The 26,001-nt window shown below is 40.7% G+C and carries 21 protein-coding genes; 1 reads left to right on the top strand and 20 read right to left on the bottom strand.

The features are described 5' to 3' along the window. Positions 1 to 25: 25 nt before the first annotated feature. The 20 genes from OD355_RS08780 to OD355_RS08685 all read right to left on the bottom strand — a co-directional run bounded on the left by OD355_RS08780 (position 26) and on the right by OD355_RS08685 (position 24,140). Positions 26 to 691, bottom strand: coding sequence for an acetyltransferase (locus tag OD355_RS08780; RefSeq protein WP_263038093.1), 666 nt, complete (start codon positions 689 to 691; stop codon positions 26 to 28). Beyond that, complete coding sequence (locus OD355_RS08775; RefSeq protein WP_263038092.1) at positions 688 to 1,884, bottom strand: ATP-grasp domain-containing protein; 1,197 nt, start codon at positions 1,882 to 1,884, stop codon at positions 688 to 690. Before OD355_RS08775 ends, OD355_RS08780 begins: the two co-directional genes overlap by 4 nt. Continuing rightward, the gene (locus tag OD355_RS08770) at positions 1,877 to 3,010 is read right to left on the bottom strand and encodes a DegT/DnrJ/EryC1/StrS family aminotransferase (RefSeq protein ID WP_263038091.1); all 1,134 of its coding nucleotides are present in this window, start codon (positions 3,008 to 3,010) and stop codon (positions 1,877 to 1,879) included. Before OD355_RS08770 ends, OD355_RS08775 begins: the two co-directional genes overlap by 8 nt. A 76-nt stretch (positions 3,011 to 3,086) precedes the next feature. Beyond that, positions 3,087 to 4,133 (bottom strand): dTDP-glucose 4,6-dehydratase, encoded by a 1,047-nt coding sequence (gene rfbB / locus OD355_RS08765; RefSeq protein ID WP_263038090.1) that lies wholly within the window; start codon positions 4,131 to 4,133, stop codon positions 3,087 to 3,089. Between the two features lie 1,329 nt (positions 4,134 to 5,462). Then, the gene (gene pseI, locus OD355_RS08760) at positions 5,463 to 6,479 is read right to left on the bottom strand and encodes a pseudaminic acid synthase (protein ID WP_263038089.1); all 1,017 of its coding nucleotides are present in this window, start codon (positions 6,477 to 6,479) and stop codon (positions 5,463 to 5,465) included. A gap of 66 nt (positions 6,480 to 6,545) precedes the next feature. Next, the gene (locus OD355_RS08755; RefSeq protein WP_263038088.1) at positions 6,546 to 7,697 is read right to left on the bottom strand and encodes a hypothetical protein; all 1,152 of its coding nucleotides are present in this window, start codon (positions 7,695 to 7,697) and stop codon (positions 6,546 to 6,548) included. Positions 7,698 to 7,734: 37 nt separating this feature from the next. After that, positions 7,735 to 8,763, bottom strand: a complete 1,029-nt coding sequence (locus OD355_RS08750) for a GNAT family N-acetyltransferase (protein ID WP_263038087.1) — start codon at positions 8,761 to 8,763, stop codon at positions 7,735 to 7,737. Further along, entirely contained in the window at positions 8,763 to 10,070 is a 1,308-nt protein-coding gene (locus OD355_RS08745; RefSeq protein WP_263038086.1) for an aminotransferase class III-fold pyridoxal phosphate-dependent enzyme, read from the bottom strand. Before OD355_RS08745 ends, OD355_RS08750 begins: the two co-directional genes overlap by 1 nt. Before the next feature lie 10 nt (positions 10,071 to 10,080). After that, complete coding sequence (locus tag OD355_RS08740; RefSeq protein ID WP_263038085.1) at positions 10,081 to 11,088, bottom strand: adenine nucleotide alpha hydrolase family protein; 1,008 nt, start codon at positions 11,086 to 11,088, stop codon at positions 10,081 to 10,083. A 33-nt stretch (positions 11,089 to 11,121) separates the two neighbouring features. Then, positions 11,122 to 11,886 carry a cytidylyltransferase domain-containing protein gene (locus OD355_RS08735; RefSeq protein ID WP_263038084.1) on the bottom strand — a complete coding sequence of 255 codons (765 nt, stop codon included), beginning with the start codon at positions 11,884 to 11,886 and terminating at the stop codon, positions 11,122 to 11,124. Further along, a complete protein-coding gene (locus OD355_RS08730) occupies positions 11,880 to 12,737 on the bottom strand; it encodes an aldo/keto reductase (RefSeq protein WP_263038083.1) in 858 nt (285 codons plus the stop codon). The genes OD355_RS08735 and OD355_RS08730 overlap by 7 nt, the downstream gene beginning before the upstream one ends. Continuing rightward, positions 12,734 to 13,255 carry a GNAT family N-acetyltransferase gene (locus OD355_RS08725; RefSeq protein WP_263038082.1) on the bottom strand — a complete coding sequence of 174 codons (522 nt, stop codon included), beginning with the start codon at positions 13,253 to 13,255 and terminating at the stop codon, positions 12,734 to 12,736. Before OD355_RS08725 ends, OD355_RS08730 begins: the two co-directional genes overlap by 4 nt. Beyond that, the gene (gene pseC / locus OD355_RS08720) at positions 13,236 to 14,438 is read right to left on the bottom strand and encodes a UDP-4-amino-4,6-dideoxy-N-acetyl-beta-L-altrosamine transaminase (RefSeq protein WP_263038081.1); all 1,203 of its coding nucleotides are present in this window, start codon (positions 14,436 to 14,438) and stop codon (positions 13,236 to 13,238) included. The genes OD355_RS08725 and pseC overlap by 20 nt, the downstream gene beginning before the upstream one ends. Positions 14,439 to 14,559: 121 nt before the next feature. Next, positions 14,560 to 15,567: a UDP-N-acetylglucosamine 4,6-dehydratase (inverting) gene (gene pseB / locus OD355_RS08715; RefSeq protein WP_263038080.1), complete on the bottom strand. Its 1,008-nt coding sequence runs from the start codon at positions 15,565 to 15,567 to the stop codon at positions 14,560 to 14,562. 894 nt (positions 15,568 to 16,461) lie between these two features. Next, positions 16,462 to 17,013, bottom strand: a complete 552-nt coding sequence (rfbC, locus tag OD355_RS08710) for a dTDP-4-dehydrorhamnose 3,5-epimerase (protein WP_263038079.1) — start codon at positions 17,011 to 17,013, stop codon at positions 16,462 to 16,464. A 47-nt stretch (positions 17,014 to 17,060) separates the two neighbouring features. Next, positions 17,061 to 17,417 carry a four helix bundle protein gene (locus OD355_RS08705; protein ID WP_263038078.1) on the bottom strand — a complete coding sequence of 119 codons (357 nt, stop codon included), beginning with the start codon at positions 17,415 to 17,417 and terminating at the stop codon, positions 17,061 to 17,063. Positions 17,418 to 17,535: 118 nt separating this feature from the next. Beyond that, positions 17,536 to 18,417, bottom strand: a complete 882-nt coding sequence (rfbA, locus tag OD355_RS08700) for a glucose-1-phosphate thymidylyltransferase RfbA (RefSeq protein ID WP_263038077.1) — start codon at positions 18,415 to 18,417, stop codon at positions 17,536 to 17,538. Positions 18,418 to 18,926: 509 nt separating this feature from the next. Further along, the gene (locus OD355_RS08695) at positions 18,927 to 20,219 is read right to left on the bottom strand and encodes a nucleotide sugar dehydrogenase (RefSeq protein WP_263038076.1); all 1,293 of its coding nucleotides are present in this window, start codon (positions 20,217 to 20,219) and stop codon (positions 18,927 to 18,929) included. Between the two features lie 825 nt (positions 20,220 to 21,044). Beyond that, a complete protein-coding gene (locus OD355_RS08690; RefSeq protein WP_263038075.1) occupies positions 21,045 to 23,405 on the bottom strand; it encodes a GumC family protein in 2,361 nt (786 codons plus the stop codon). A 3-nt stretch (positions 23,406 to 23,408) separates the two neighbouring features. Next, positions 23,409 to 24,140: a polysaccharide biosynthesis/export family protein gene (locus OD355_RS08685; RefSeq protein ID WP_263038074.1), complete on the bottom strand. Its 732-nt coding sequence runs from the start codon at positions 24,138 to 24,140 to the stop codon at positions 23,409 to 23,411. A gap of 299 nt (positions 24,141 to 24,439) precedes the next feature. Here OD355_RS08685 and OD355_RS08680 point away from each other — a divergent pair, with 299 nt between their 5' ends. Then, entirely contained in the window at positions 24,440 to 25,183 is a 744-nt protein-coding gene (locus tag OD355_RS08680) for a tyrosine-protein phosphatase (RefSeq protein ID WP_263038073.1), read from the top strand. Positions 25,184 to 26,001: the final 818 nt, after the last annotated feature.

The following is a 26,001-nucleotide window of genomic DNA, read 5'->3' as shown; positions in this document are numbered from 1 at the left end:
ATAAAAGAGAGAATATTGTGAAAAGTTATGTTAAGGTTTTATAAATTTTTGCCGGGTTTCCAACATATATTGCGTTTGAAAAAGTATTATTAATAACGTTAGCACCAGCGCCCACCGTATTATATTCTGCTACTGTCACATGATCTTTAACAGTGGCATTTAATCCGACAAATGCGTGGTGTTTTATGACGGCATTACCGCCTACAATTACGGAGTGGGATAAAAAAGAAAAATTTTCAATTACTACATCATGGGCAATAGAAGAATTAGCAAGAATAATAACACAATCTCCTATTTTAGCTTTCATACCGATAGAAACAAACTCACAAATATAAGATCCTCTTCCTATTACAGCATTTCTTCCTATAAATGCACGATTAGAGATATATGTCATTAGCTCATATCCTTGGCAAATAATATCTTGGGCAACAATTTCGCGAATTTTATTAGAGCTGGAATATCCGATTGCAGGAAATATTATAATATCATCAGGCAAATAATACTTCGTTAATTGCTGAAACTTTATTACAGGTAACTGATTGAATGTATTCAGATTGTATTTAGACTCATCAACAGTGAAAGCCACTACATTATACCTATCATCAGAATCTATCTGATTATACGCTTGTTCTGCAAAGGCTGAATCCCCATAAATAACAACATTTTGAATTAACTTAGTTTCTCCTATCATAATTGTATAGAAATTGTGTTTTGTAAGATGTTTTCAACCTGTTTAAAACACTTCATTAAATGTTCTTTATTGTCCGTCTGGAAAATTGCATGCCCGTATCGGTTTAGACTACTTGTAATTTTTGGCACTTTATCTCCAATAGACAAAGCAAATGACCAACTTACAATACCTTCAATATCATTTAATTGTTCAATTCCTGATATCGCTGTTATAAATCCTTCGGGTAATTCAAAATATATGATTCCGGATGATTTTTGATATAACGGATAAAATCTAGTGGAGTCAAGAACTGAACCGGTACAAATATCTATCAGAATATCTTCCATGTTAATACCAGTAGATAGTGGTACCAATTTCGACGATATAAAATCGCCGCCAAGCCTGGGACTAGTTTCAATAATTTTTATTTTTCCTGACGCAATTTTTAATTCTGTATGAGAAGTGCAGTTTTCAAATTTCAATGCTATTGCAACCCTTTCTATGATCCTTTGAATTTGCTGCATTTCTTCATTTGTGATTTCTGCTGGCTGAATGTGTGCCAATTCTACATTATACGGAAATTCAGTTGTGGTTTTTTGAGTTATTTGAAGAATATGCGAATTATTTTGATAGTGTACTGCTTCTACACTAAATTCTCTCCCATCAAGATATTCTTCAACTAGAACATTTGCTTTTTTGGTACATTTAAATACTTCCTCAATAGCCTCAGTTAATTCTGTATAATTGTTACAAAACATAACCCCCCGACTCCCTGAATTATCCCGAGGTTTCATAATTACAGGATAAAGAATACTATCATTCAAATCTCTTGTACTACCTATAACAAATCCATTAGCACAAGGAATTTGGTGTTGTTGAAATTTTTGCTTCATTAAAAGCTTATCGGTTGACCATTCTGCTGTTTGAATAGAAATAAAGGGCAAACCAAGTTCGTCAGCTACTCGAGCCATCATAACCAATGGCTTATCTGTTGCGGCTGTAATAAGACCTGTGACGTTATATCTCTTTGCAATTGCATATGTTTTCTCAAAGTCACTTGCTTCAACGACTTCAAAAATGTCTACAAAATCGCGGCACTCGGCTTCAGAATTTAAGTCTATCCCTATTGTTTTTAATCCTTTGATTTTACATCGCTCAATGATCGATTTTTGTAGCGCGCCTAGGCCAAAAATTAGAATTGTTTTCCTATTCATTTACGGCGGTATCTAATGTTTCTACAATAAAATCAATTTCATCTTCTGTCAAAGCTGCATACATAGGTAGGGTTATTTCATTATCAGTGACATAATCCGTGGTGGGCAGTATAGCGCCATATTGTTTATAAATAGAAAACTTATGTATTGCCGGATAATGTACACTAGTTTGAATTCCTGCAGCATGTAGTTTCTCTCTAACTCTATCTCTCTTTTCTACATTAGAATCTTTTAATACAATAGGCATGATATAATTAGAAACAAACTCCTCATTTTGAGCAAACGGCAAAATAACCCCTTTAACTCTTTGTAATTTTTCATTATACCACTTTCTCACATGCAATCTTTGTTGTAAGTTCTTGGGCAACTTTTTCATTTGCACTAAACCGATTGAAGCTCTAATATCATCCATTCTATAATTGTATCCTAATTCTACAATATCGTAAGATGTAGCGTGACCCCCAGCCCGTTGATAAGACATAGTAGTCATTCCATGAGATCTTAACAATCTTGCTTTTTTAGCATAATCATCGTTGTTGGTTATCAACATACCTCCTTCACCAGTACTGATATTTTTATTGGAAAAGAAACTAAAACAACCCACATCTCCTATAGTGCCAAGCTTCTTGCCCTTGTATTCAGATAAAGGCCCGTGGCATGCGTCTTCAATTACCCGTAAGTTATATTTATTCGCAATTGCCATAATTTCGTCCATATTTGCCGGGAAACCAGCCATATGAACTACAATAATTGCCTTTGTTTTAGGTGTTATCTTCTTTTCAATATCTTTTGGATCAATATTGATGTCTTCAAAACTTGAAATGTCTGCAAATACAGGGTGCGCTCCTACATATCTTATACAGTTTGCAGATGCAGCAAATGTTAAAGAAGGACATATGACCTCATCTCCTTCTTTGATGCCACATAAAATGCAAGCTAAATGCAGCGCATCGGTACAATTAGACATAGACACTGCATGCTTTACGTAAAATTTATCAACAAACTGCTGCTCTAGTTCCTCACATTTTGGTCCTGTTGATATCCAGTTTGAATTTATTGTATCTGCTACAGCTTGAATCTCTTCTTCGCCGAAATTTAAATCAAATAAAGGAATTTTATATGCCATATGTTCTTTTTTAGAGATTAGTTTTATATAATTAGAATTCAAAGGATAAAGAGATTTAACAAACGATAAAGTTATCCTAATACATTTCCTCGTAATACTTCTGATAGCCTCCGCTTGTAACCTGTTTTAGCCATTCTTCATTCTCCAGATACCAGTCTACTGTTTTTTCCAGCCCTTCTTCAAATTGTAGGCTTGGCTCCCAGCCTAAGTTTTCTTTTAACTTCGTAGCATCAATGGCATAGCGCAAATCGTGGCCTGCACGGTCGGTGACAAAAGTAATCAGTTTTTCAGATTCGCCTGCCACTCTGCCTAATTTTTTATCCATTATTTGGCACAATAAGCGGATCAGGTCAATATTTTTCCACTCATTGTGTCCACCAATATTGTAGGTTTCACCTGGTTTAGCCTGGTGAAAGATTACATCAATAGCTCTTGCATGGTCTTCTACCCACAGCCAGTCGCGCACATTCTCGCCTTTGCCATACACCGGCACCGGGCGGTTGTGTTTGATATTGTTGATAGCCAAGGGAATGAGTTTTTCAGGGAAATGATTAGCGCCGTAATTGTTGCTGCAATTGGATATCACCACGTCCATGCCATAGGTATCATGGTAAGCGCGTACAAAGTGGTCGCTGCTTGCTTTTGAAGCGGAATAAGGGCTGTGCGGATCATACTTGGTTTCTTCGGTGAATAGACCCTCTTCTCCCAATGCGCCATACACCTCATCGGTAGATACATGGTAAAACCTGTGCTGACCGTAAGCGCCTTTCCAGGTGTTTTTTGCAGCATTGAGCAGGTTGCAGGTGCCTACCACATTAGTCATCACAAACTCCAGCGGGTTGGTAATGCTCCTGTCTACATGGCTTTCTGCTGCCAGGTGTATGACGGAATAAGGCTGTTCCTGTGCAAATAAATTGTTGATAAACGCTGCATCCACAATATCACCTTTTACAAAACGGTAGTTGGGCTTGTCTTCTATATCTCTTAGGTTGGCCAGGTTGCCGGCGTAGGTGAGTTTATCGAGGTTGATAACCTGGTAACCGGGATAGTTGTTCACGAACCTTCTAACCACATGTGAGCCGATGAATCCCGCTCCGCCGGTGATAATGATTGTTTTTTGCATAGAAGTTAGTTTGAAAAACTTGGCAAAGGTAATATTGAAAAACTTGGCAAAGGTAATAAAAGAAATAGCAATTATAAATTATGAATTTGTGAATTATTGTGATGAGTGATGGGTTTTTGTGGAATTTGGCACGAGAATACACTAAAGTGCACACAACATCATAAGTCAGATTAAAACTGCTCTGCGATCTCCGCGTGAGTTCTCTGCGGCCTTAGCGTGAAAACTATACCGGCAATAAAAATATATCAACTTATTGAACGCAGAAGCAATCTTCTTTCCTAACTTTTTTTCATGTGTTAATATTTAATTTTTCTGTTTGCCACACGGAATAACCAAAACCTTAATTCTTTATTATCATTCCCGGTTGGTATAGATTCCTAATCTTTATGGTTATTTCATGTGTATATATTTAATTTTTCTTTATGGTCACATGGAAACTCTGGTTTTTAGATTCAATACTCATTCCCGATTGGTATAGATTACTAATCTTTATGGTTATTTCTTGATAAAAAAAGTTACAAAAAATCAAGCCGGCATAAGGTGGGCAGCGCACAAGGCTCAGAGCGGGAAAACTCTGTGCTGCAAGAACACTTCCTGCTGACTGGCAGCTGCTTTTGAATCATATTTATATTTCGCGCAGCAGGAATCACTGTTCCGCACAGTTTTCCCTTCCACTGGCATGCCGGCGATTCCTAACCTTAGCATCCATGACGAAATGCTGCATTTTGAAGTGGTTAATAATTCAAATCAATTTGAAAGCTTCGATAATACTTAAGTGCCCGAACCGAAGGCCTGCCTGTCAGTGACAGGAAGCAATGCACGGAAGGTGATTGATTCGCCCGAAAGAAATTATAGATCTTAGAGTAAATGCGGCGAAGCAATTGTTCCTGAGTGCAAATTGCTTCCGGGCAAGAGCCTATGCGCGTGGGTCACCTTCAGGCAGGCTAGACTTTTTTGATTCTTTTTGCGGCAATGGCAAAAAGAATAGCCAGAACTGGATTTGTTTAATGATGAAGTTATCCAGTGACGTTTTTACCTTGTGATCGTGTGACGGGTAAAAGAAGTGTATTTGTGTATTTGTGGAGGTGTTGATGTGTTTAGTGATGAAGTTATCAAGTGACGTTGTTACCTTGTGATCGTGTGACGGGTAAAAGAAGTGTATTTGTGTATTTGTGGAGGTGTTTAGATGGAAAGGGTTATTTGTTTAGATGTGGATTTGTTGATTTGTTGATGTGTTATCCAGTGATGATGTGATCAAGTGATCATGCGCTACGTTTTATCGCAATGGCGCATATCCCGGACCTTTGGCATCTTACCTCTCACCTTAAACTACAATAAATCTTCCCGCAACGCATCTCCTTTTTTAATATTTGTAAAAACTGTTTTTCCTATAATATCTTTGAGATATTTCGGATGCAGCCCAAATCCCGGGCGCACGGAGCGCACATTTTTTTCAGTAATCACCTCCCCTGCTTTTATATCTTCTGCTGCATACAAAGAGCGTGCAAAAGCCCTGCCTGCTTTTTCCTTTTCCGTAAGCTCATAAGAAACGCGGCCTACAGCTTTCTCCGCAGCACGTACCGCTTGTACCATTGCTGTAAATTCGGCTTCATCCAGTGAAAAGCTGGCATCCGGCCCCCCGACAGACCTGTCCAGGATAAAATGTTTTTCAATAACGGTAGCGCCTACAGCTGTTGCTACGACAGGTACTGTTGTTCCCAACGTGTGGTCGGATACACCCACCTTTACCTGGAAATCTGTTGCATACTGCTGCATCATTACCAGGTTGGCTTCTTCAACCGGGGCAGGATAAGACGAAGTACATTTGAGCAACGTAATGTCATTGTTGCCCGCCTGCCTGCAAGCGCTCACTGCCAGTGCTATATCTTCATACGAGGCAATACCGGTAGAAAGTATTACAGGCTTGCCTTTGGATGCCACATATTCAATCAACGGGATATCTGTAATCTCGAAAGAAGCGATCTTGTAAGCGGGACAGTTCAGCGCTTCGAGAAAATCAACAGCTGTTTTATCGAAAGGTGAAGAAAAACAAATTAGCCCCTCATCTTTTGCCACTCGAAATATCTCCCGGTGCCACTCCCACGGCAGATAGGCTTCTTTGTATAAATCGTAAAGTTTCCTGCCGTCCCAGATAGTGCCGCCTTTGATCATAAAATCTTCTTTACCGGAATCTAATGTAATTGTATCGGCAGTGTAGGTCTGCAGTTTTACAGCATCTGCACCGCTGCGCCTGGCGGCTCTCACAGTCTCAAGAGCTATATTTATATCCCCGCCATGATTGGCCGATAACTCTGCAATGATGAATACTGAATTGTTTTTGATCATAGTTGTAATAATTTTGCACTTAGTAGACTTACCATGTAGTGATTCTTCAGGCCGTATATACATTCTTTATTTATCCAACAGCCTGACAAATGACTGCTTTAAAATTTCAAAGTTAGAACAGGAATTACCCGGTTTCAGGTATAATTCTTCCAGGAGCTTATCGTACTTTTCATCATCCACCTGTTTTGATAAAGCGAGGGAGGATGGGTCATCCATATTGATCTTTTCGGCGCCTAAGCGCTCACTTGCATTATTAACCCCGTTAAGAAATTCGCGTAAAAAATAATTTACATTAAACAACCTTTCACTATAAATAAAAGTTATAGGCTTTTTTGCAAACAATGCAAACGATATAGACAGGCTGCCGTGCGTAAGTACGGAACTGCTATGGATCACCAGCTCTGCAGTTTTATGCTTTATGCATTGGCGCGCGCCAAACTCATTGTTGTAATTGGCCTTCGGATGGCTGGCTATCACCACGGGGAGACCTGTATGTTTTTCTATTTTACCGAACAAAGCATTTAGCGCCTCATAGTAGATTTTTTCATAGCCTGTAAATTCATAGCCGGCACGTTTTATATCCGGGTGATTCATCAACATCACGTCTAAAAAAACAATATAATCATATGGTAAAACTGCAGGAGAATCTTTAATTTTATCATAAACCTCTACATCGTAGTAGTCGAGTGATGCAACTTCTTTTACCGCTTTTACATGATCGTATTTATTACCGGTAATAAATAAAATATCAGGCACATTATAAACAGGATTTTTGTAAACCCTTTGTTGCGGCAACTTTTTTATTTTTTTCAGTAAAGACCGGATGCTGAATTTCTGTAACTTATCCCTCAGAGTTTTTTTCCCCCTGAAATATTCAGTAGGATTCAGGTAGTAGTTTATACGCACCCAATGATATTTATTATCGTATAGTGTTTTATATATCTTAGTTGTAGAAGTACGAAACGATATTTCCATAATAAAAATGGTATCGGAGGGATCGAAATTCCTTATGGATTGAATGATAGCATCAACATTGAAATAATATTTTACAAATGCATCCTCTTCACTGTAAGTATATTGTATGCCTGTTAAATAATCCAACGCATTGTTTACTGCCCAGTATTGTACATGCCATCCATCGGCAAGAAACTCATCTATGTAATAATGAGATTTTTTCCTGAATGAGTAGGGTTCATGATCAATGATAATTATGTTCATAAAAATTTACGTTCTTTCCAAAAGATAATTTGCAAATTTACTTTGCTCCCTGGTAACGGTACTTCAAAGACTTATTATGGTTAATCACTATGCCGGATAGGAATACAAAGCCGGCTTTTTCAAATATTTTTATTGATGCCGCATTATCTTTTTTTATATAGGCTATGATCTCGGTTTCTACACATTTAGTAAGTTCTGCGCAGGCCATTTTTAAAAATTCTACGCCTAAGTTTCTTCCCCTGAAGCGCGGGTCTAAGGTAATGCCGGCAATACAGGCATTTTCGGAAGCATCAAAATCGAAGCGTATCAACCCTGTAGGCTGAGAGCCGACTTCTCCAATAAAATAATAAGCTTTTTGATCCTGCATTTTTGCATCAAACCATTTGGAATGCTCTTCAAACAATATGGGCGCTGTATGGAAAGAATTTTTCCTCGTAAGCGAGTCATTGGCCCACTCAAAAGTTAATTGTTTGTCGGCTTCCCGCAATGGCCTGATGGTAACCGGATCATTTATCTTAGCATGGATAACCACGTCTTTATACAACCCGTTGAAGCAACAATGTTGTTTTAAAACAGCTTCTTTAGTATAAAAATTTGCTTCCAGCGCTTCGTATAAATGCGGACGCAGGTCAAAAGCGTAGGTATATATCTTGTGCAGTTTTAATTCCCGGAATGCCGCCTGCTCTATTAATTCCAGGTAGATGCTCCAATGCTTTTGGAATTCTTTTTCTTCGAACTCCGTTTTCATTATAAAAGAAATCTCTGCATTCCTATCAATCCAATTGATGTGAACAAGCCCGCCATAACCGATACAAGTTTCATTTTTTAAGTATGAAAACAATACCTGTTCCGGCCGCGCCTTTTCAAAGAGTCCTGCCACTGTTGTACTAAAATAGTTTTCCTGGTCCTGGGGGCTTAGCGGTCTCACCTGGCGTAAATGATATAGCTGCTCGTTGCGCCATTTCATGATCTCAAAACGGTCTTGGTAACGGACAGGCACTATTGAAAATTCGCCTTTGGCGAAAGTATTTTTACTTAAACAAGCGTATTTAACAGCAAAGTCCATTAGTTTAATCTTTTAAATCCTCCGTGGCATACGGGCCCTTCTAACAAGGAATCAATAGCCAGCTCACCCGATTCGCATTGATGAATGGTATTAAATAACCCGTCCAATTCACTTAAATATCCATCTATTATCTCTTTACTATGTGCCATTGAACTGTACAGCAAGGTAGAAGCAAGATAACCTTTCTTCAACATTTCCTGTGTAATGAAGGTTTTATATTTTAATGCCTCACCGGATTGAAAAGCAAAACCTGCGAGAGAAGGGATGCCAAAGGTATCAATCTTCAACCGGTGGGTTTCTGCCAGCCTTTGCCAGTTTTGAGTTACATAGGCACCCATTTCCGTGATGTAATTCCAGGGCTCCAGGTCGCGCATCACTTCCAAAGTTTTAAGCGCAGCCGCGGGTCCGATACGCTCTGTCCAGAATGTGGAGCTGATAAAAGTTCTCTGGGCTGCTTCCATAACTTCCCTCCTGCCTACCACCGCAGTTAAGGCATAACCGTTCGCAATAGTTTTTCCAAGCACAGTCATATCCGGCTCTACACCATATTTTTTAAATATCGGCCCATAGGTTTCCCGGAAGCCCGAAGTACATTCATCAAAAATCAGCACAATATTATGATCGGTTGCCAGTTTGCGCACCTGCGCCAAATAGCCTTCTTTGGGTGGCATATTGCGCTGCACCTCCATTTTAATAACACCGATATTATGCTCTTTTACCAGGTTTTCCAATTCCTCAAAGTCGTTATATAAGAATGGAAGCACCGTGCCTTTCAGGTTTTGAGGCACACCTGCAGGGTCAAGGCCGGGCAATAAATGCCGGCTTAAACCTTCCTCATTTCCCAGGTTGGTAGATAAATACCAATCGTGCCATCCGTGATAACCGCAAACAGCTACCTTGTCTTTGCCGGAAGCTGCCCTGGCTATGCGCACGGCAATGGCATTGGCTTCACCACCTGAGCGTGCAAAGCGTACCATATCTGCCCAAGGGTTCATATGGATCAACTCTTCAGCCAGGTATACTTCTTCCGGACAATTGAAGGTAGACATATTCCCTTTTCTTACCACCTCCGCTACTGCTTCATCAACCTCTTTATTTCCATATCCTAAAATGTTGGTACCAATGCCCATGATGGATACATCTGTGTATTTGTTTCCATCGAGGTCCCATACATAACACCCACTGGCTTTGGAGTAATAAGAAGGCCACTTTTCAGGTAAAAACATTTCGGGCCTTTTGGATAGCAACATGGTTCCGCCGGGAATCAATGTTTTTGCCTTTTTGTATAAATCTTGTCCTGTATTCATCCGGATAGTTTTATAGTAAATCTTTTCTTCTCCATACCCCGTTTATATCTTTTTCTACCAGATCAGGGTTGGCATGTTTATCAACCATTTCATCAAAATATTGTTCTGTAATGCCCGCAGCCCTGCAAAAATCTCTTTTAGAAGAGGGATCACAAATATAATCCTGCTCCATGATCAGTTTACGCGCCTGCGCTTTGGTGAGCACACCGTCCCTGACAAACCTGCATGCCATATCACTTACTCTTTGAAAACCAAACTTCGGGAATTTGGTCCACACGCCCATATTGTAGCCTATGCTGTCAATCTGTGAATAGTTTTCTATCTGGCCATGCCTCTGCCATTCATTGTAATAATTCAGATCCCTGAAGCCTACTTCTGAGGCCAGTTTATACCATTCCTGCGCAGAGTAAGGATAAATTGCTCCCATGTAAATAATTCTCAAATCGTCGGTGGATGCGTGGTGAAAGATTTCCAGTTCCTCATTTGACCCATATTCATATTCGGGGTTCTCGCCGTAAAAGACCAGCTTAATGCCGTAGTTTTTGGCAATGTCTAAAGGTACCTGGTAAATCTGCTCTTCCAGCCACTTCAACGGATTTAAATACTCCGTTAATCCATGCCGCATACTTGCTGCAAGCTCTTCGGGATTGATACGGAAAGTGATCAGGTCGCAATTGTACCTTTTCACCAGGTTATTTAAATTGTGCACCCCGGCCTGGGTATGGGTAAATTCTTCAGTAAGATTAACCAATAATACCTTTTTTACTTCGTGGTTCTCAAATAACTTCCTGATAATGGTTGTAGAATCTTTACCGCCTGACACCGCTACCAGGCAATCATATTTTTCATGGGTCTTGTTTTCTTTAATGTATTGCGTTAGCCACGCCTGCCTGGATGCAAAATCAATACTTTTCTTTTTTTCGTGATTGATACAGGCAGAACATACCCCATCAACCTCTTTTAAATTGGGCCTTGTGGATAAAACAAAGCCGCATTTTTTACATTCTCTAATTTCCATGGGATTTTATTTATAGTTTATATGATCGGGTTATTAGTCATTTTTAAGCGATCTTTCGTAGCCTGCGTTTCTTTTAATTTGCTGGTTGCAAAATAGATTTGCGGAATCAACTATATAATTCGCATAAACTTCCCAACCTGCATCCGGCCCTAACTGCTCCAGCAGTGCTTTGATGGTGTCCAGGTCGGCAGGTTCATCTACAGTCATCCTCACATGATTCATACTTACTTCGGAACTATAGTTGTCAGATCTAAACATATCCCCGCCATTGTATGTAGAATTTTTTCTGATATAAGGAGTCACATGCTCGCGGTCTGAATTCAGCGAAGCCTCTTTCCATGCCTTCGCCAAAGCTTTGAAAGTAAACACTTCCACGTCCTGGCCATCCGGGAAATCTTCTTTAAGAATATTGGCCCCGTAATCGAGGCGCTTATCAACCACCATCCCGATGATACTGTCTATCAATGCAGCATCAATAAGCGGGCAATCAGATGTGACACGCACTATATAGTCCGGCGCATCTGCTTTTACAGCGTTATAAAACCTGTCAAGCACATCATTGGTGGATCCCTGGAATACAGAGACATTTTCCTGTAAAGCTATATCAATTATTCCACAGGCTTTTTCCTCGAAGGTGGTGGCAACAATAATTTTACCGGCCAATCTTGATTTCTTCAATCTCTTTAAATGCAGAGACAATAAAGTATCCTTATCATCAACGCGCTGTAATACTTTTCCTGGAAAACGGGAACTGCCTACACGTGCCTGCGTGACTATGATAATTTTGGGGGTTACCATGTTGACGGATTTAATAATGAAGTTTCGGAAACGGGTATTTCATCTATTGCTGACAAAATCGTTTGAGTCACAGGCTTAAGGGACCACTCCATATTGGTTTTTAACTGTCCAGGAGCGTCAACCCCGATCAATACACCATCTATATAATCTTTGGATAAAGCATACTGCAATGCAAGATGGCCTATGGATAAATGATTTTCTGAAGCAATGGACCTGATCTGTAAGCAGGCACTATACAAGGGAGATAACCTGGCTGGAATGTTATCTAAGTCCATCAACAAAAGACCCTGCAGGAAAACAGACCTTGTGTGAATGGTTTTACCGGCGTTTTTAAGTTTTTTGAGGCTTTCACTTCTCTGAAAATGATTATCCAGCAGATTGAACGGGCATTGGACTGTATGTATATATTCATCGTCAACCAATTTATTCAATTCTTCATTAGTGTATACAGACACTCCAAGTTTATCAAACAATTTGTTTTTGCCTTTAATAATTATTTCCGTGATGTATGGTTTAGCTTGTTCATATGCCTCGAAGGAATGAAACATGACTGTATCCAGCTTTGCTGTTTTTAGGTCAGCCAGGCTTTGTTTTAAAGATGCTTTCCAATCAATACCGGGCTTTTTGGAAAATTTGCTGAAGATTTTAAACTTATACTCTTGTGCTGAAAGCTTTCCTATTTTTTTCTCGGCATCTCCATAATCGGCTGCCGTATCCAGATGATCTATACCTGCCTTGTACGCCAAATCTAATACCTGCCTGATCTCAGTATCAGGCATGCGGCCATATACATTGTTTATGCCGTAATTTAACCCGAACTGTACTGTGCCTAATATAAGTTTGCTGTTCATCTGGAAATTGACATTCTTATTGTTTTGCTATGCACTCCGTTGTATTTATTGGTAGTTTCCGTTTCACTGATACGCCTGAAACCTATGTTGTGATACAATTGTAAAGCAGCCTGATTCTGGTCAACGACACCTAAAGTTATATGCTTCAAACCAATTTCCCGGAAACAATATTGAATTACCGCCAGTGAAGCCTCCTTGGCAAAGCCTTTTCCCCAGGCCGCCTTATCGCCTATCATTATCCCATATTCACCTGATAAGTTTTCCTGATCGATAGGATCAATTTTTATATTGCCGATATGCCTTCCGTTTTCTTTCAAATGAATTGCCCAGAATAAAATATTTTTCTTTTCCTGTTCAATTAAGAATGCATTCAGTTTATCTATAGTATAATCTCCTCCCGACTCTAAATATTTGTTTACTTCCGGGTCGTTCATCCAGTTTACATAAGCGGCCGATAAATGGTCAGCCGTAAGTTTTTTTAAAATTAATCTGTCTGTATTAATTGTGATTGCTTTCATTTACAAATGATAAAACTTTATTGATCACATACTGCTGCTCTTCATCTGTCAGGGTTGGATACATGGGCAAACTGATGCAATGTTTGTAATAGTTTTCCGCATGGGGCATATCCCCCTCTTTCCAGCCGGATTGGCGGTAATAAGGCATTAAATGCACCGGTATGTAATGTACCTGGGCTAGAATGCCATTGCTTTTTAAATATTCATACAATTTAAAACGATCCCTGACCTCGATCACATACAAATGGTAAGCATGGCCTTCTACATAGCCGGATTGCCGTATAACGGAAGCATTGCCGGCAAATGCATCGTGGTATTTTTGTGCAATCGCCCTTCTCTTCTTAAGGCCTTGTTCTGCCTGGCTTAGCTGGCTTACTCCCAGCGCCGCCTGTATATCCGTCATCCTGTAATTATAGCCCAACTGCTGCATCTCCATGTACCAGCCAGGATAGGAACCCGAATCTTCCGTTCCGCAGGCAAAAACGTTGGAATTTATATAGCTGTCATCGCCTTTGGTAATGCCGTGGGAGCGAAGCCTGTTGAGTTCTTTGTATACTTCTATATCGTTTGTCGTTATCATACCTCCTTCACCACATGCAATATGTTTCACCGGGTGAAACGAAAAAACCGAAGCATGGGCCAATTGCCCATTACCTGCTGCTTGTTTATGGCCGTATGCGTCTATAAAGTATGCCCCAGGTGCATGGCATGCATCTTCTATGATCCAAAGGCCGTATTCATCAGCCAGTTTCCTGTACGCTTCCAGGTTTACCATTCTGCCTGCAAAATCCACGGGTATGATCCCTATATAAGTCCCTCTGGGCGATGCCTGTAAAAGTTCTCTTACTTTTTTGATATCCAACAGCCAGGTGTCCGGGTCAATATCTGCAAAAACTACTTCGGCGCCACAATACCGGATACAGTTTGCAGTGGCGGAAAATGTAATGGGCGTGGTAATGACTTTATCTCCCGGTTGCAGGCCCAATGATAAAGCCGCTATGTGTAACCCGGCTGTGCCATTACATACAGCAACTGCATATTCAGCGCCAACATATTCTGCAAATTTTTTTTCAAATTCAGCAATCTTAGGGCCTTGGGTGAGATGTGTAGAAAGCAGGGTTTCAGTGACCGCTTTGATATCCTCTTCTGTTATATGTTGCCTTCCGTAAGGGATTGTATTCATCTGTGTATTTTTAATGTGCCGTATCACGGCTGATATTTTTCCCACCCGGCAAACTACCTTCCGTTATGCAGGAATAATTTATACTGTATGGTTCCATCTTCATAGGATCACTGCATTTATGCTAAATATCAAACGTGGAATCTACGTGCTGCTTTATCAAAGCTCTGAGCGAGTCTACCGTTTCCCATTCTGTATTTTCACCGGAGTTATAAGTAAAACCCCGCGGAACCAGGTGTGCATTGAAGTGTTTTTTAAAATCTTCAATATTCCACTTGGGCAATGCCGGCAAAATGGCATAATACCTGCCCATGTCATACGTATAAAAAGAATCAGAGGAGGTAATCATTTCCTCATGTACTTTTTCCCCGGGCCTGATGCCAATTTCTTCACACTTACACTCCGGGCAGATTGCAGCAGCAATATCTGTAATTTTGTAAGATGGTATTTTAGGAACAAAGATCTCTCCTCCCCAGGCATTGAATAAAGCATGCATCACCATTTCTACACCTCCCTGTAAGGATATATTGAAGCGCGTCATATCTGGATCAGTAACCGGGAGTATGCCTTCTTTTTTCTTTTTGATGAAAAGAGGTATTACAGAGCCATTTGAACCCATTACATTGCCGTATCTCACTACCGAAAAACGGATGGGATTCCAGCCGGTAATATTATTAGCAGCTACAAATAATTTATCAGAAGCCAGTTTGGTAGCGCCATATAAATTAACAGGTGCACAAGCCTTGTCAGTAGAAAGAGCGACAACACGCTCCACCCCGGTTTCCAGGCAGGCATCAATTACATTCTGTGCGCCGTGAATGTTTGTTTTAACACATTCGTCAGGATTATATTCTGCAATAGGAACATGCTTCATGGCTGCCGCATGAACAACATAATCTATATTCCTCATTGCCCGTATCAGTCTTTCTTTGTCTCTGACATCGCCAATAAAAAAACGGATTTGAGGATACTTATCAACAGGGAATTCCTGAGCCATCTGAAACTGCTTTTGTTCATCCCTGGAATATATCACCAGCCGCTTAAATTGAGGGTATTTATCGACAAGCGTTTTAGTGAGCGCCTTGCCCAACGACCCCGTGCCGCCGGTAATTAAAATAGACTTCTCTTCCATTCAGAATTTGTTTTATAGTTTATCATCGTTTCTGTTAACAAGTTATGAAGTTAACCAGATATGAAGTTATGTTTAGAACCCAAAGTTCAACATAAAGACACAATAACACAAAAATAAATGTTTGTTTTACCACAATCTGCACAAAACAGATAAAGCTACACTAAGAGGACAGCTCGCACCATCGCCTGCCTGTCAGTGACAGGAAGCAATGCACGGAAGATGATTGATTCGCCCGAAAGAAATGATAGATCTTAGAGTAAATGCGGCGAAGCAATTGTTCCTGAGTGCAAATTGCTTCCGGGTCAGAGCTCATGCGCGTGGGTCACCTTCAGGCAGGCTAGACTTTTTTGATTCTTTTTGCGGCAATGGCAAAAAGAATAATTTGTGTCAGGTGTGGATTAGTAGATGTGATGTTGTGATCAAGTGATGGAGTGATCATGTTATGAAGTTTTTGTGGATTTGTGTATTTGTTGATTTGTTTAAAGAGATTGCTTCTAAAACTTCGCTGCGCTACGTTTTATCGCAATGACGCACACTCCAGGATCGTTATTGCGAGCGAGGTACTCCGACAGTTCCGGAGTCCTTTGGACCGAGCGAAGCAATCTCCCTCTTCGTGCATTCGTGGCCGGTGGTGCCCCTTGTGCAAATCCTTGTGTCCTCTTGTGTTTGAGATGACTTTAACCACAAAGTGCACGGTGAAGACACTAAGGTGCACAAAGGGAGAAGGCCTCTCAGCGTGGAGCCTGTTAAAGCTTGGAGATGGTTGATTTGTGGATTTGTGGATTTGTGGATTTGTGGATCTGTTTAGGTCTTGGGGCTTTAATGACCTCACGTCTCACATCACACCTTTCACATCTTACCTTTCACATTTCACCTTTCACATTTTACCATCCATCATCCCTCAAATACAAATGCCTCTCTGAACAACGGATTCTTTTTATCTTTTTCCGAAAGGATGATTTTGTCAAAAGGCACTTTCCAATCAATGTTCAATTCGGGATCGTTCCACAAAATACCGCCTTCACTTTCAGGAGCATAATAATTATCGCACTTGTATTGAAAAATCGTATCGTCCTGCAATACAACAAAGCCATGAGCAAACCCGCGGGGAATGAACAATTGTTTTTTATTGTCTTCAGTAAGCTCTACAGCGAAAGATTTACCAAATGTTGAAGATGAGCGCCTCATATCTACTGCCACATCTAAAACTGCTCCCTTGATCACACGCACCAGTTTGGATTGCGCAAAGGGCGGTTTCTGAAAATGCAGCCCGCGCAGTACACCATAGGATGACTTGGATTCATTGTCCTGCACAAAACGGGTATCGCACACTGCTTCTATAAACTTTTTTTCAGAAAATGATTCCAGGAAATAGCCGCGGTCATCTGCAAAGACTTTAGGTTCAATAATAAAACAATCGTTAAGCGTAGTGGGTGTAATGGTCATGGGTGGGATGAGGTTTTATGAGGTTATGGAGTTATCAAGTTATCAAGTTAATTTTTAAGCGATTTTATTAAATTTACAATCATTCTTCTGATATAAATGATCTTTTCTTCGATCTGATGAAAATCAGCTATATATCCTAAACGTACGGCAATTTCTAATTGCGTTTCTATTTCTGCTAATGAGCCTAACGATATATATAAAAATCTGGTAAGTTCAGCTGATCCTTTCCTGGCACAGCCTTCTGAGATATTAGATGGAATAGCAACTGCAGCGCGCCTGATTTGAGATGTTAATCCGTAAATTTCAGTGCTAGGAAATGTAGCTGTGATATCATATAGTGTTACCACCATATCCATAGCTGCCTTCCACACATTTAAGTCCTTATGAGATTTTATTTCTGGCATATTTGAATAGTTATCAAGTTATGGATTTATCGGGTGATGAAATTATGAAACAATTCTATCTGTAACCGTCACACATAACTGGTTAACTGCATCACTTGGTCACTCGTTCACTTGCGCACTACATCCCCCCTTCCGCCAGCTTTACCAGGTATTGCCCATATTCATTTTTCTTTAAGGGCTCCGCTAATTCCAGCAATCTCTCTTGGGTGATCCAGCCTTTTCTATAGGCGATCTCTTCCAGGCAGGAGATCTTTAATCCCTGGCGTTTTTCCAGTACTTCCACGAAGGTGCCTGCCTCGGATAATGAATCATGGGTACCGGTATCCAGCCAGGCAAAGCCCCTGCCCAGCAGTTGTACCTTCAAAGCATTCTGCTTCAGGAACTCCTGGTTCACGGTTGTGATCTCCAGCTCACCCCTCGCTGAAGGCTTGATGTTTTTGGCAACTTCAACCACACTATTGGGATAGAAATACAAGCCTACGACTGCATAATTAGATTTCGGCTCTTTAGGCTTTTCTTCTATGCTCAGCACATTGCCGGCATCGTCAAACTCAGCTACACCGTAGCGTTCGGGGTCGTTTACATAATAGCCAAACACGGTAGCTTTGTTTTCTTCTTCCACATTTTTCACAGCCTCTTTAAGCATGTCCTGGAAACTTTGACCATAGAAAATATTATCGCCCAAAACAAGGCAGGCGTTGTCATCACCAACAAATTTTTCGCCAATGATAAAAGCCTGGGCGAGCCCATCGGGGCTGGGTTGTTCGGCATATTCAAATCTTACACCGTAGTCTGAGCCGTCGCCCAGCAGGCGCTGAAAGCCAGGCAGGTCCTGGGGTGTAGAGATAATGAGAATTTCTTTGATATCCGCCAACATCAAAACTGAAATGGGATAGTAGATCATAGGCTTGTCGTAGATGGGCAGCAATTGCTTGGATATCCCTTTGGTGACGGGGTAAAGCCTTGTACCGGAGCCTCCGGCGAGTACGATTCCTTTCATGTCTCTATATTTTTAATTTTTATTTATGGTCACATGGAATAGCCTTTATTCATTCGCGGTTGGTATGCAACCTTGCTTATGGCTATTTCATGTGTGTATTTTTATTTGTTTTTCAGTTGCCACATGGAATAACCGGCTTTTTTAGATTAATATTTCATTCCCGGTTGGTATGCACCTTTGCTTATGGCTATTTCATGTGTGTATTTTTAATTTTTATTTATGGTCACATGGAATAGCCTTTATTCATTCGCGGTTGGTATGCAACCTTGCTTATGGCTATTTCATTCATATAATTTTAAGTACGCCGCTTTGCGGCTAATGTTTTTGTGGAATGGAATGCTGATTATATATTTCCTGTGTGCAAAAAATTATCATGAGCGTTTCATGTGTGTATTTTTATTTGTTTTTCAGTTGCCACATGGAATAACCGGCTTTTTTAGATTAATATTTCAGTCCCGGTTGGTATAAATTCCTAATCTTTATGGCTATTTCACCATTCACATCACAAATTACAACCTTCCATCCACCAGCTCCCTGTTTAGCACTGACTTTACATCGAAGATCACCGTTCCGGGTTTTCTTAGAGCCGCCCAGTCGATTTGCATAAAATCGTTGTGTGCCACCGCCAGGATTATGCCATTGTATTCTTCTAAATTACTTAGTTCCGGCAGCAATTCAATTCCATACGCTTTATACACATCCCGGCTGGAAACCCACGGGTCGTAAACATCTACACCCACACCAAATTCCTGCAATTCTCTGTATACATCTATGATCTTGGTGTTGCGGAAATCCGGGCAATTCTCTTTAAAGCTAAAACCCAATATCAATACTCTGGATTTATTAACCTCAACACCTTTGGCTATCATTAATTTAACCAATTTATTAGCCACAAACAAAGGCATCTGGTCGTTTACCTTGCGCCCTGAAAGGATCACCTCGGGATAGTAACCAACCGCTTCCGCTTTATGTACCAGGTAGTAAGGATCCACACTGATGCAATGCCCGCCAACCAGGCCGGGCCTGAATTTAATGAAATTCCACTTGGTTGACGCTGCTTCAATCACCTCATTTGTATCTACATCCAACCGGTCGAAGATCAGTGCCAGCTCATTCATGAAAGAAATGTTCAAATCCCGTTGGGCGTTTTCAATGGCCTTAGCTGCTTCGGCTACTTTTATGGATGAGGCTTTATAAGTACCTGCCGTAATAACGGAAGCATACAATTGATCAATTTTCTCTGCAACAATTTTCGTCGAGCCGGATGTGATCTTTTTAATTTTTTCAATAGTATTCACCTTATCACCGGGGTTAATTCTTTCGGGTGAGTAGCCGCAAAAGAAATCAACATTGTACCTGAGCCCTGAAAATTGCTCCAACTCAGGCACACAAACTTCTTCTGTACAGCCGGGGTATACCGTAGATTCATAAACCACTATATCGCCTTTTTTTAAAAGGCCGCCGATCATAGCGCTTGCCTTTTTCAGGCTGCTGAGGTCTGGTTTATTAAAGGAGTCTATAGGTGTGGGTACGGTAACAATGTAAATATTGGCCGGCCGGATATCTTCAACAGCTGATGAACAATACAAGCCCTTGACATCCTTATGGAGGGGATTTTGCGGGAGCAATACCCGGCGCAGAAGTGCAGGATCGACCTCTAAGTTTCTATCCTCACCTGTTTGAATGTGTGCTGCTCTTTTCTCATTAATATCGAACCCGGCCACAGGGTATTTTGTAGCCAATAGCCGTGCCAGCGGCAGGCCTACATAACCGAGACCAATAACTGCTATACGAGGTTGCATGTGTACAGATTTAAAAATTTGCCGGCAATGAGTATAAGAAAAATTTGCCACGAAGGTACCAATACAGCAGAAATCTTTACACAGTGCTTTTTTAACTAACCACAAGAAACATCCTGATTGGCACCAGGCCAGGGCTTACTAAGAAGTAAAAACCCCTCATGACGAGACACCACCGCTTATCTCTTACTTTTTACTTCTCTCTTTTCAAATATAATTTATATTTCACGCAAAGCCAGACAGGGAAAAACGCAAAGAATAAGCCAAACATCATAAATCCAAACTCAGAGACTGCTTCTACTCAGCTATAGCTCCGTATCGCAGTGACGAAACCATTAGCTCGTAGACCTTGTGCAAAACGTTGTGTCCTTTAGTGTTTAAGCATGTTTGTTTAAACACAAAGTAGGCGATGAAGACACTAAAACTCACAAAGAGAGAAATTTACTCAAGTCATGCATTTTGCGTTCTCTCCGCCAAAATCTGCGGTCTCTGCGTGGAGCCTGCTAAAACTTGGAGATGGTTGATTTGTGAATTTGTGGATTTGTTTAGGTCTTGGGGCTTTAATGGCCTCTTACCTCTTACCTCTCACCCATCAAACCTCATCCCTAAGCCAGACTGAATCCGGGGATTGCTTCTAATCCTACGCAGTGCTGCGGTTTATCGCAATGCCGCTGCCATGGATCGTTTTCTGCGTGAGGTATCAGTTCATCCGGGCAGAGAGAGTAAACTCTCAGGATCGATACCCTTTTCCCTGGCCTTGTCAACTGTCCATTATCAACTTCAACTCTCCACTATCAACTATCCATTATCAATTATCAATTAATAAACCTATTTCCCAAACCAACCCCTGATTGTTTCGAAGACTGTTTTCTTTCGTACAACTTCTCCATATCCATAACCATAGCCGTAGCCGTAACCGTAGCCATAAGCATTATGCTTCTTGGCATCATTCATTACAACCATTAAATTAGTAAGTTTTTTGTTGTTGTAAATGTCATTAAGGATGTTAACCTGTTCCTTGAACGTGTAATTGTAGCGCACTACATACAAAGAAGCATCTGCTATTCTGTTAAGAGAGAATACGTCCGCCACCTGCCCTACCGGTGATGAGTCTACTATAATATAATCAAACTTCTGGCGAAGCTCGGCAAATAATTCATCAACTCTTTTGTTAAGTATCAGCTCTGCGGGGTTTGGCGGTATAGGACCGGCGCCAATTACAAACAAATTAGGCAAACCTTCAACAGGACGGATCAGATCATCAACAGTCAGTGAGTGGTTAATAACATAGTGTGTAATGCCATGCCTGGTTTTCATGCCGAGGCCGGACAGTAACTTGGGCTTGCGGATGTCGAATTCCAGCACAACAACTTTCTTATCGGTAAGCGATATACTTGCACCAAGGTTGGTACAGAAGAAAGTTTTTCCTTCGCCACTCATGCTGGAAGTAGTCAGAATAGTCTGTAAGGGTTTATCCAGTGATGCAAACTGTAAATTTGTTCTCAATAAACGGAACATTTCTGCAATAGGTGTCCTGCTTTTCTCCCGTACCACCAGGGTATCGTCTACGGTGCTTGCAGCAATTTCACCCAGGATAGGCACTTGCGATTTATTGGTAATGTCTGATTGCAAGCGGACTTTATCATCCAACAGATTCTTCAGGTAAATAATAATGAAGGGAATCAATAACCCTAATACCAAAGAAGCCAACAGGATCAGGGATTTCTTTGGCTTTACCGGTTTATCTGTAGCTGTAGCGGGATCAATTGTCCTGGAATTGGCAAGCGTGGAGACAAGCGCCAACTGTGCTTCTTCTTTCTTCTGCAGCAGGTAAGAATAAATGCCTTCTTTAATGGATTGCTGCCTTCTGATCTCAAGGAGCTGGCGTTCTACATCCGGCACATTTTGTATGCTGCCCTGGAACTGCTGGAAGTTGCGCTGCAGGTTGCTTTGAGCAATGTTGGCGCCGCGCTCGATCACTTTGAGGTTTTCATTGATGCGCGACTTTAAACTTGCAATATTCTTATCCACATTTTGTACCAGCACACTACCTTCCTGCTCTGTATTGAGCAATTGAGTTCTTTGTTGCTGAAGCTCGTTATAGGATTGTATTAAGCCGTTCAAAGCCGGATCTTCAATACCTAATGCACTGGGAACCAAAGCGCCCTGACGGTTCATATACGACTGGATGGAATTGATGACATTGGTTTTGATCTTTGCCTCTTCCTGTTGTTTGTAAAACTCTATGGCCTGCTGGCTGTAGCGCTGTATATCTGTGGTCACATCTGTAACACCGTATTTGCCTTTTAGGTTTGCCACGTCTCTTTCCACCCCGCTCAGCTCACCCACCAGGCTAATGAGGCGTTCGTCGATAAACTTAATGGTGTTGGAAGATATCTGGTTCTTGTCCTGGATGGCTTCAATATTGTATTGTGTAATTAAAGTATTGATGATGTCAATGGCTTTTTCAGGCGAAGCATCAATCATAGAGATGTTTAGTACACTTGCATCCCTGTTGACAGGGGTAACAGACAGCTTGTTAGTATAATTTGCCGCATATAAACGAAGATCGTTGAACCGGATCGTATAGTCTTCTCCATTCTTAACATCTTTTCCAAGGTTGACTACAAACCGGGCGTAAGGCTTATTGATAATTTCACCGCTTCTGTATTTTGTTTTTCCTTTACTGTCTGTAAGATTGAACGTGAAGTTATCAAGAATTTCAACTTTAATACCTTCCTTGATTTTGTAAGCAGCAGAGTCAACGCGCATGGCGTTTACGGTTATTACCGTACTGTCTTTATATACCTCTGATTTTTTAAATCTGCCTTCAGCAAAAACAGAAGTTTTTAAAGGCAACAATTCAAAAACCCGCTGCATGAGGCTTTTACTTTTTAAAACTTCTATTTCATTGTCTATACTTTTCTGGGTTTTAAAAATATCAAGATCAGAAAATGCGGCTCCTCCTAAATCACTGCCTTTTTTATCATCCTTTATCAATAAGGTAGATGAAATATTGTACTCGGGAGTAGTATAACGCAGGTAAAGCCAGCCGGCAAACAGGCAAAGCAAAGCGCCCAAAACAAACCAATACCAATATCTGAGATACTTATTCAGCTCGGCACGCAAATCTATTTTATCAGACAACCCTTCTATGCTATCGTTTTCGTTTGCAACAAATTCAGGCATATATTATTTTTTATTTAAAATGCTCGATAAAATAACCGCAATTATCGATACAGACGCTGTGGCTAAGGAAATTATTTTGTAATCGGAGTTCGTAACCTGTTGCATTTTCTGTGCGTTTTGCGGTGCAACATACACCACATCATTTTGCTGCAGATAAAAGAAAGGAGATTGTGTAAGATTACGTGTATTCATATTTACCCTGCCAAGCGTACGTACCCCATTATCTTCACGTATAACCAATACATTCTCTCTCTTGCCGTAAGGCGTCATATCCCCGGCCATGCCCAGCGCTTCCAGTATATTGATCTTGTCATTAGAAATATTGAATGTACCAGGCTTCATGACTTCGCCCACCACCGTAACTTTAAAGTTCATGAACCGTATATTCACAATGGGATTCTTGGTCTGTTTGGCAATTTCAGTTGTTAATTTCTGCCTTGCCTGCTCAATAGTTAAACCATCTAATTTAACAACCCCAATAACCGGGAAATTAATATTGCCGTCTTTATCTACCAGGTAACCAACGTTTGATAAAGTAGTGGCTCCGCTATAGGCTGTAAGGTTTGGCGTAGAAGATATTCCCGGGGTGATCATTTCACCTTTATTGAACAAGGCATTTGATTCGGGGCTTAAAGTGTTCACAGAAATAGACAGTATATCGCCTTCTTTGATCTTTGCGTCTACTTTATTAAGGATAGCTTCTGAAATTGCTATACTGTCTCTTAAATCACTCATATAAACAAGGTTCCTGTTGGTTCTGCACGAGCTAAGCAAGCATATGAATAACAATGGCAGAATTATAAACCGAAATGATAGGTGCATGAAATATTTTTTTAATGGTAATGCTATCAAATTCCATGCAAAATAAGAATATTTAATGCGATTGAGCAAATTATTATCCATATAAGATATGCAACAAAAATATAAACCTGTATCTTACAAAACAATAATTACCAGCAATTATAATTCACCGGCGGAGTAAAATCCACTATATTACATTTATATTATTTAATTTCGCCCGCTAAAAAGACCATATGTTTAATTTCTTCTCTAAAAGAGAAAAAGAGAATTTTTCTTTTCTGAAAACTGATATTCACTCCCATACTATATTCGGACTGGACGATGGCGCCAAGGATGCAGAGCATTCACTAAAGCTTATCAGCAGCATGGCTTCCGCCGGCTTTACCTCGTTAGTCACAACCCCGCATGTGCATTCAGATTTTTACCCCAATACCAGGGACGGCATTCTTACACAATACAATAAAGTGAAAAAAATCCTTGAAGACCACTCCATCAACATTAAATACAGGACTGCCGCCGAATACATGATCAATGACGGCTTTATGCAGCTGCTGGAAGATAAGGAAGACTTTCTGACTGTTTACAAGAATTATGTTCTTGTTGAAATGTCTTACCTCGCCGAGAGCCCTTTCCTGCATGACGCGCTTTTCCAATTGCAAGCGCGGGGCTACAGGCCTATCCTGGCCCACCCGGAGCGGTACAATTTTTATCATGAGGATTATGATCAGTTCAGGCAGCTAAAAGAAAAAGGATGCCTGCTGCAGTTAAACACCATAGCTATCACCGGCTATTACGGCAGCCATGTAAAGAAAACTGCCATGAAGCTCCTGGAAGATGGCTTGTACGATTATTGCGGATCAGACATGCACCACTCACGCCATTTTGAGGCGCTTAAAAGCATTTTATCATCCGGGAAACTGTTGCGCCTTTTGAAAGCGTATCCTTTCAGGAACAAAGAAATAGAAGATTTCCTGTGATCGGGTTAAGGGATAAGCTCAATAAAAACACCAGGTTGCCACGGAGACGCCAGGGCACAAAGGATGTCTTTAAGTTTAACAACAATGCAAATAAGGTTCACGCAGAGAGCACAGAGTTTTTAACGCAGCGGCCGCAAAGTATGAGCAGGCAATTGCTGAAGCATCCATCACACGATCACAAGGTAATAACGTCACTTGATAACTTCATTACTAAACAAATCCACTTCTGGCTATTCTTTTTGCCATTGCCGCAAAAAGAATCAAAAAAGTCTAGCCTGCCTGAAGGTGACCCACGCGCATGGGCTCTGACCCGGAAGCAATTTGCACTCAGGAACAATTGCTTCGCCGCATTTACTCTAAGATCTATCATTTCTTTCGGGCGAATCAATCACCTTCCGTGCATTGCTTCCTGTCACTGACAGGCAGGCCTTCGGTTCGGGCGCTTAAGTATTATCGAAGCTTTCAAATTTATGCCGTGTCTGGTGTTTTCACCTGACACAAAATTATTCTTTTGCCATTGCCTAGATAATCAACCGCGGAGACACCAAGGCAGGAAGGATGTCTTTTGTAGTTAACAACAATGCAATAAGGTTCACGCAAAGAGCGCAAAGTTTTTAAACGCAGAGACGCAAAGTTATGACCAGGCAATTGCTGAAGCATCCATCACAGGATCACATCGTAACAACGTCACTTGATAACTTCATCACTAAACACATCAACCCCTCCACAAATACACAAATACACTTCTTTTACCCATCACACGATCACAAGGTAACAACGTCACTTAAGTTATTAACCATTTCAAAATGCAGCATTTC

The organism is Haoranjiania flava, from assembly GCF_025631005.1.
GTDB classification, from domain to species: Bacteria; Bacteroidota; Bacteroidia; order Chitinophagales; family Chitinophagaceae; genus Haoranjiania; species Haoranjiania flava.
This window is presented reverse-complemented; position numbering and strand designations above follow the sequence as displayed.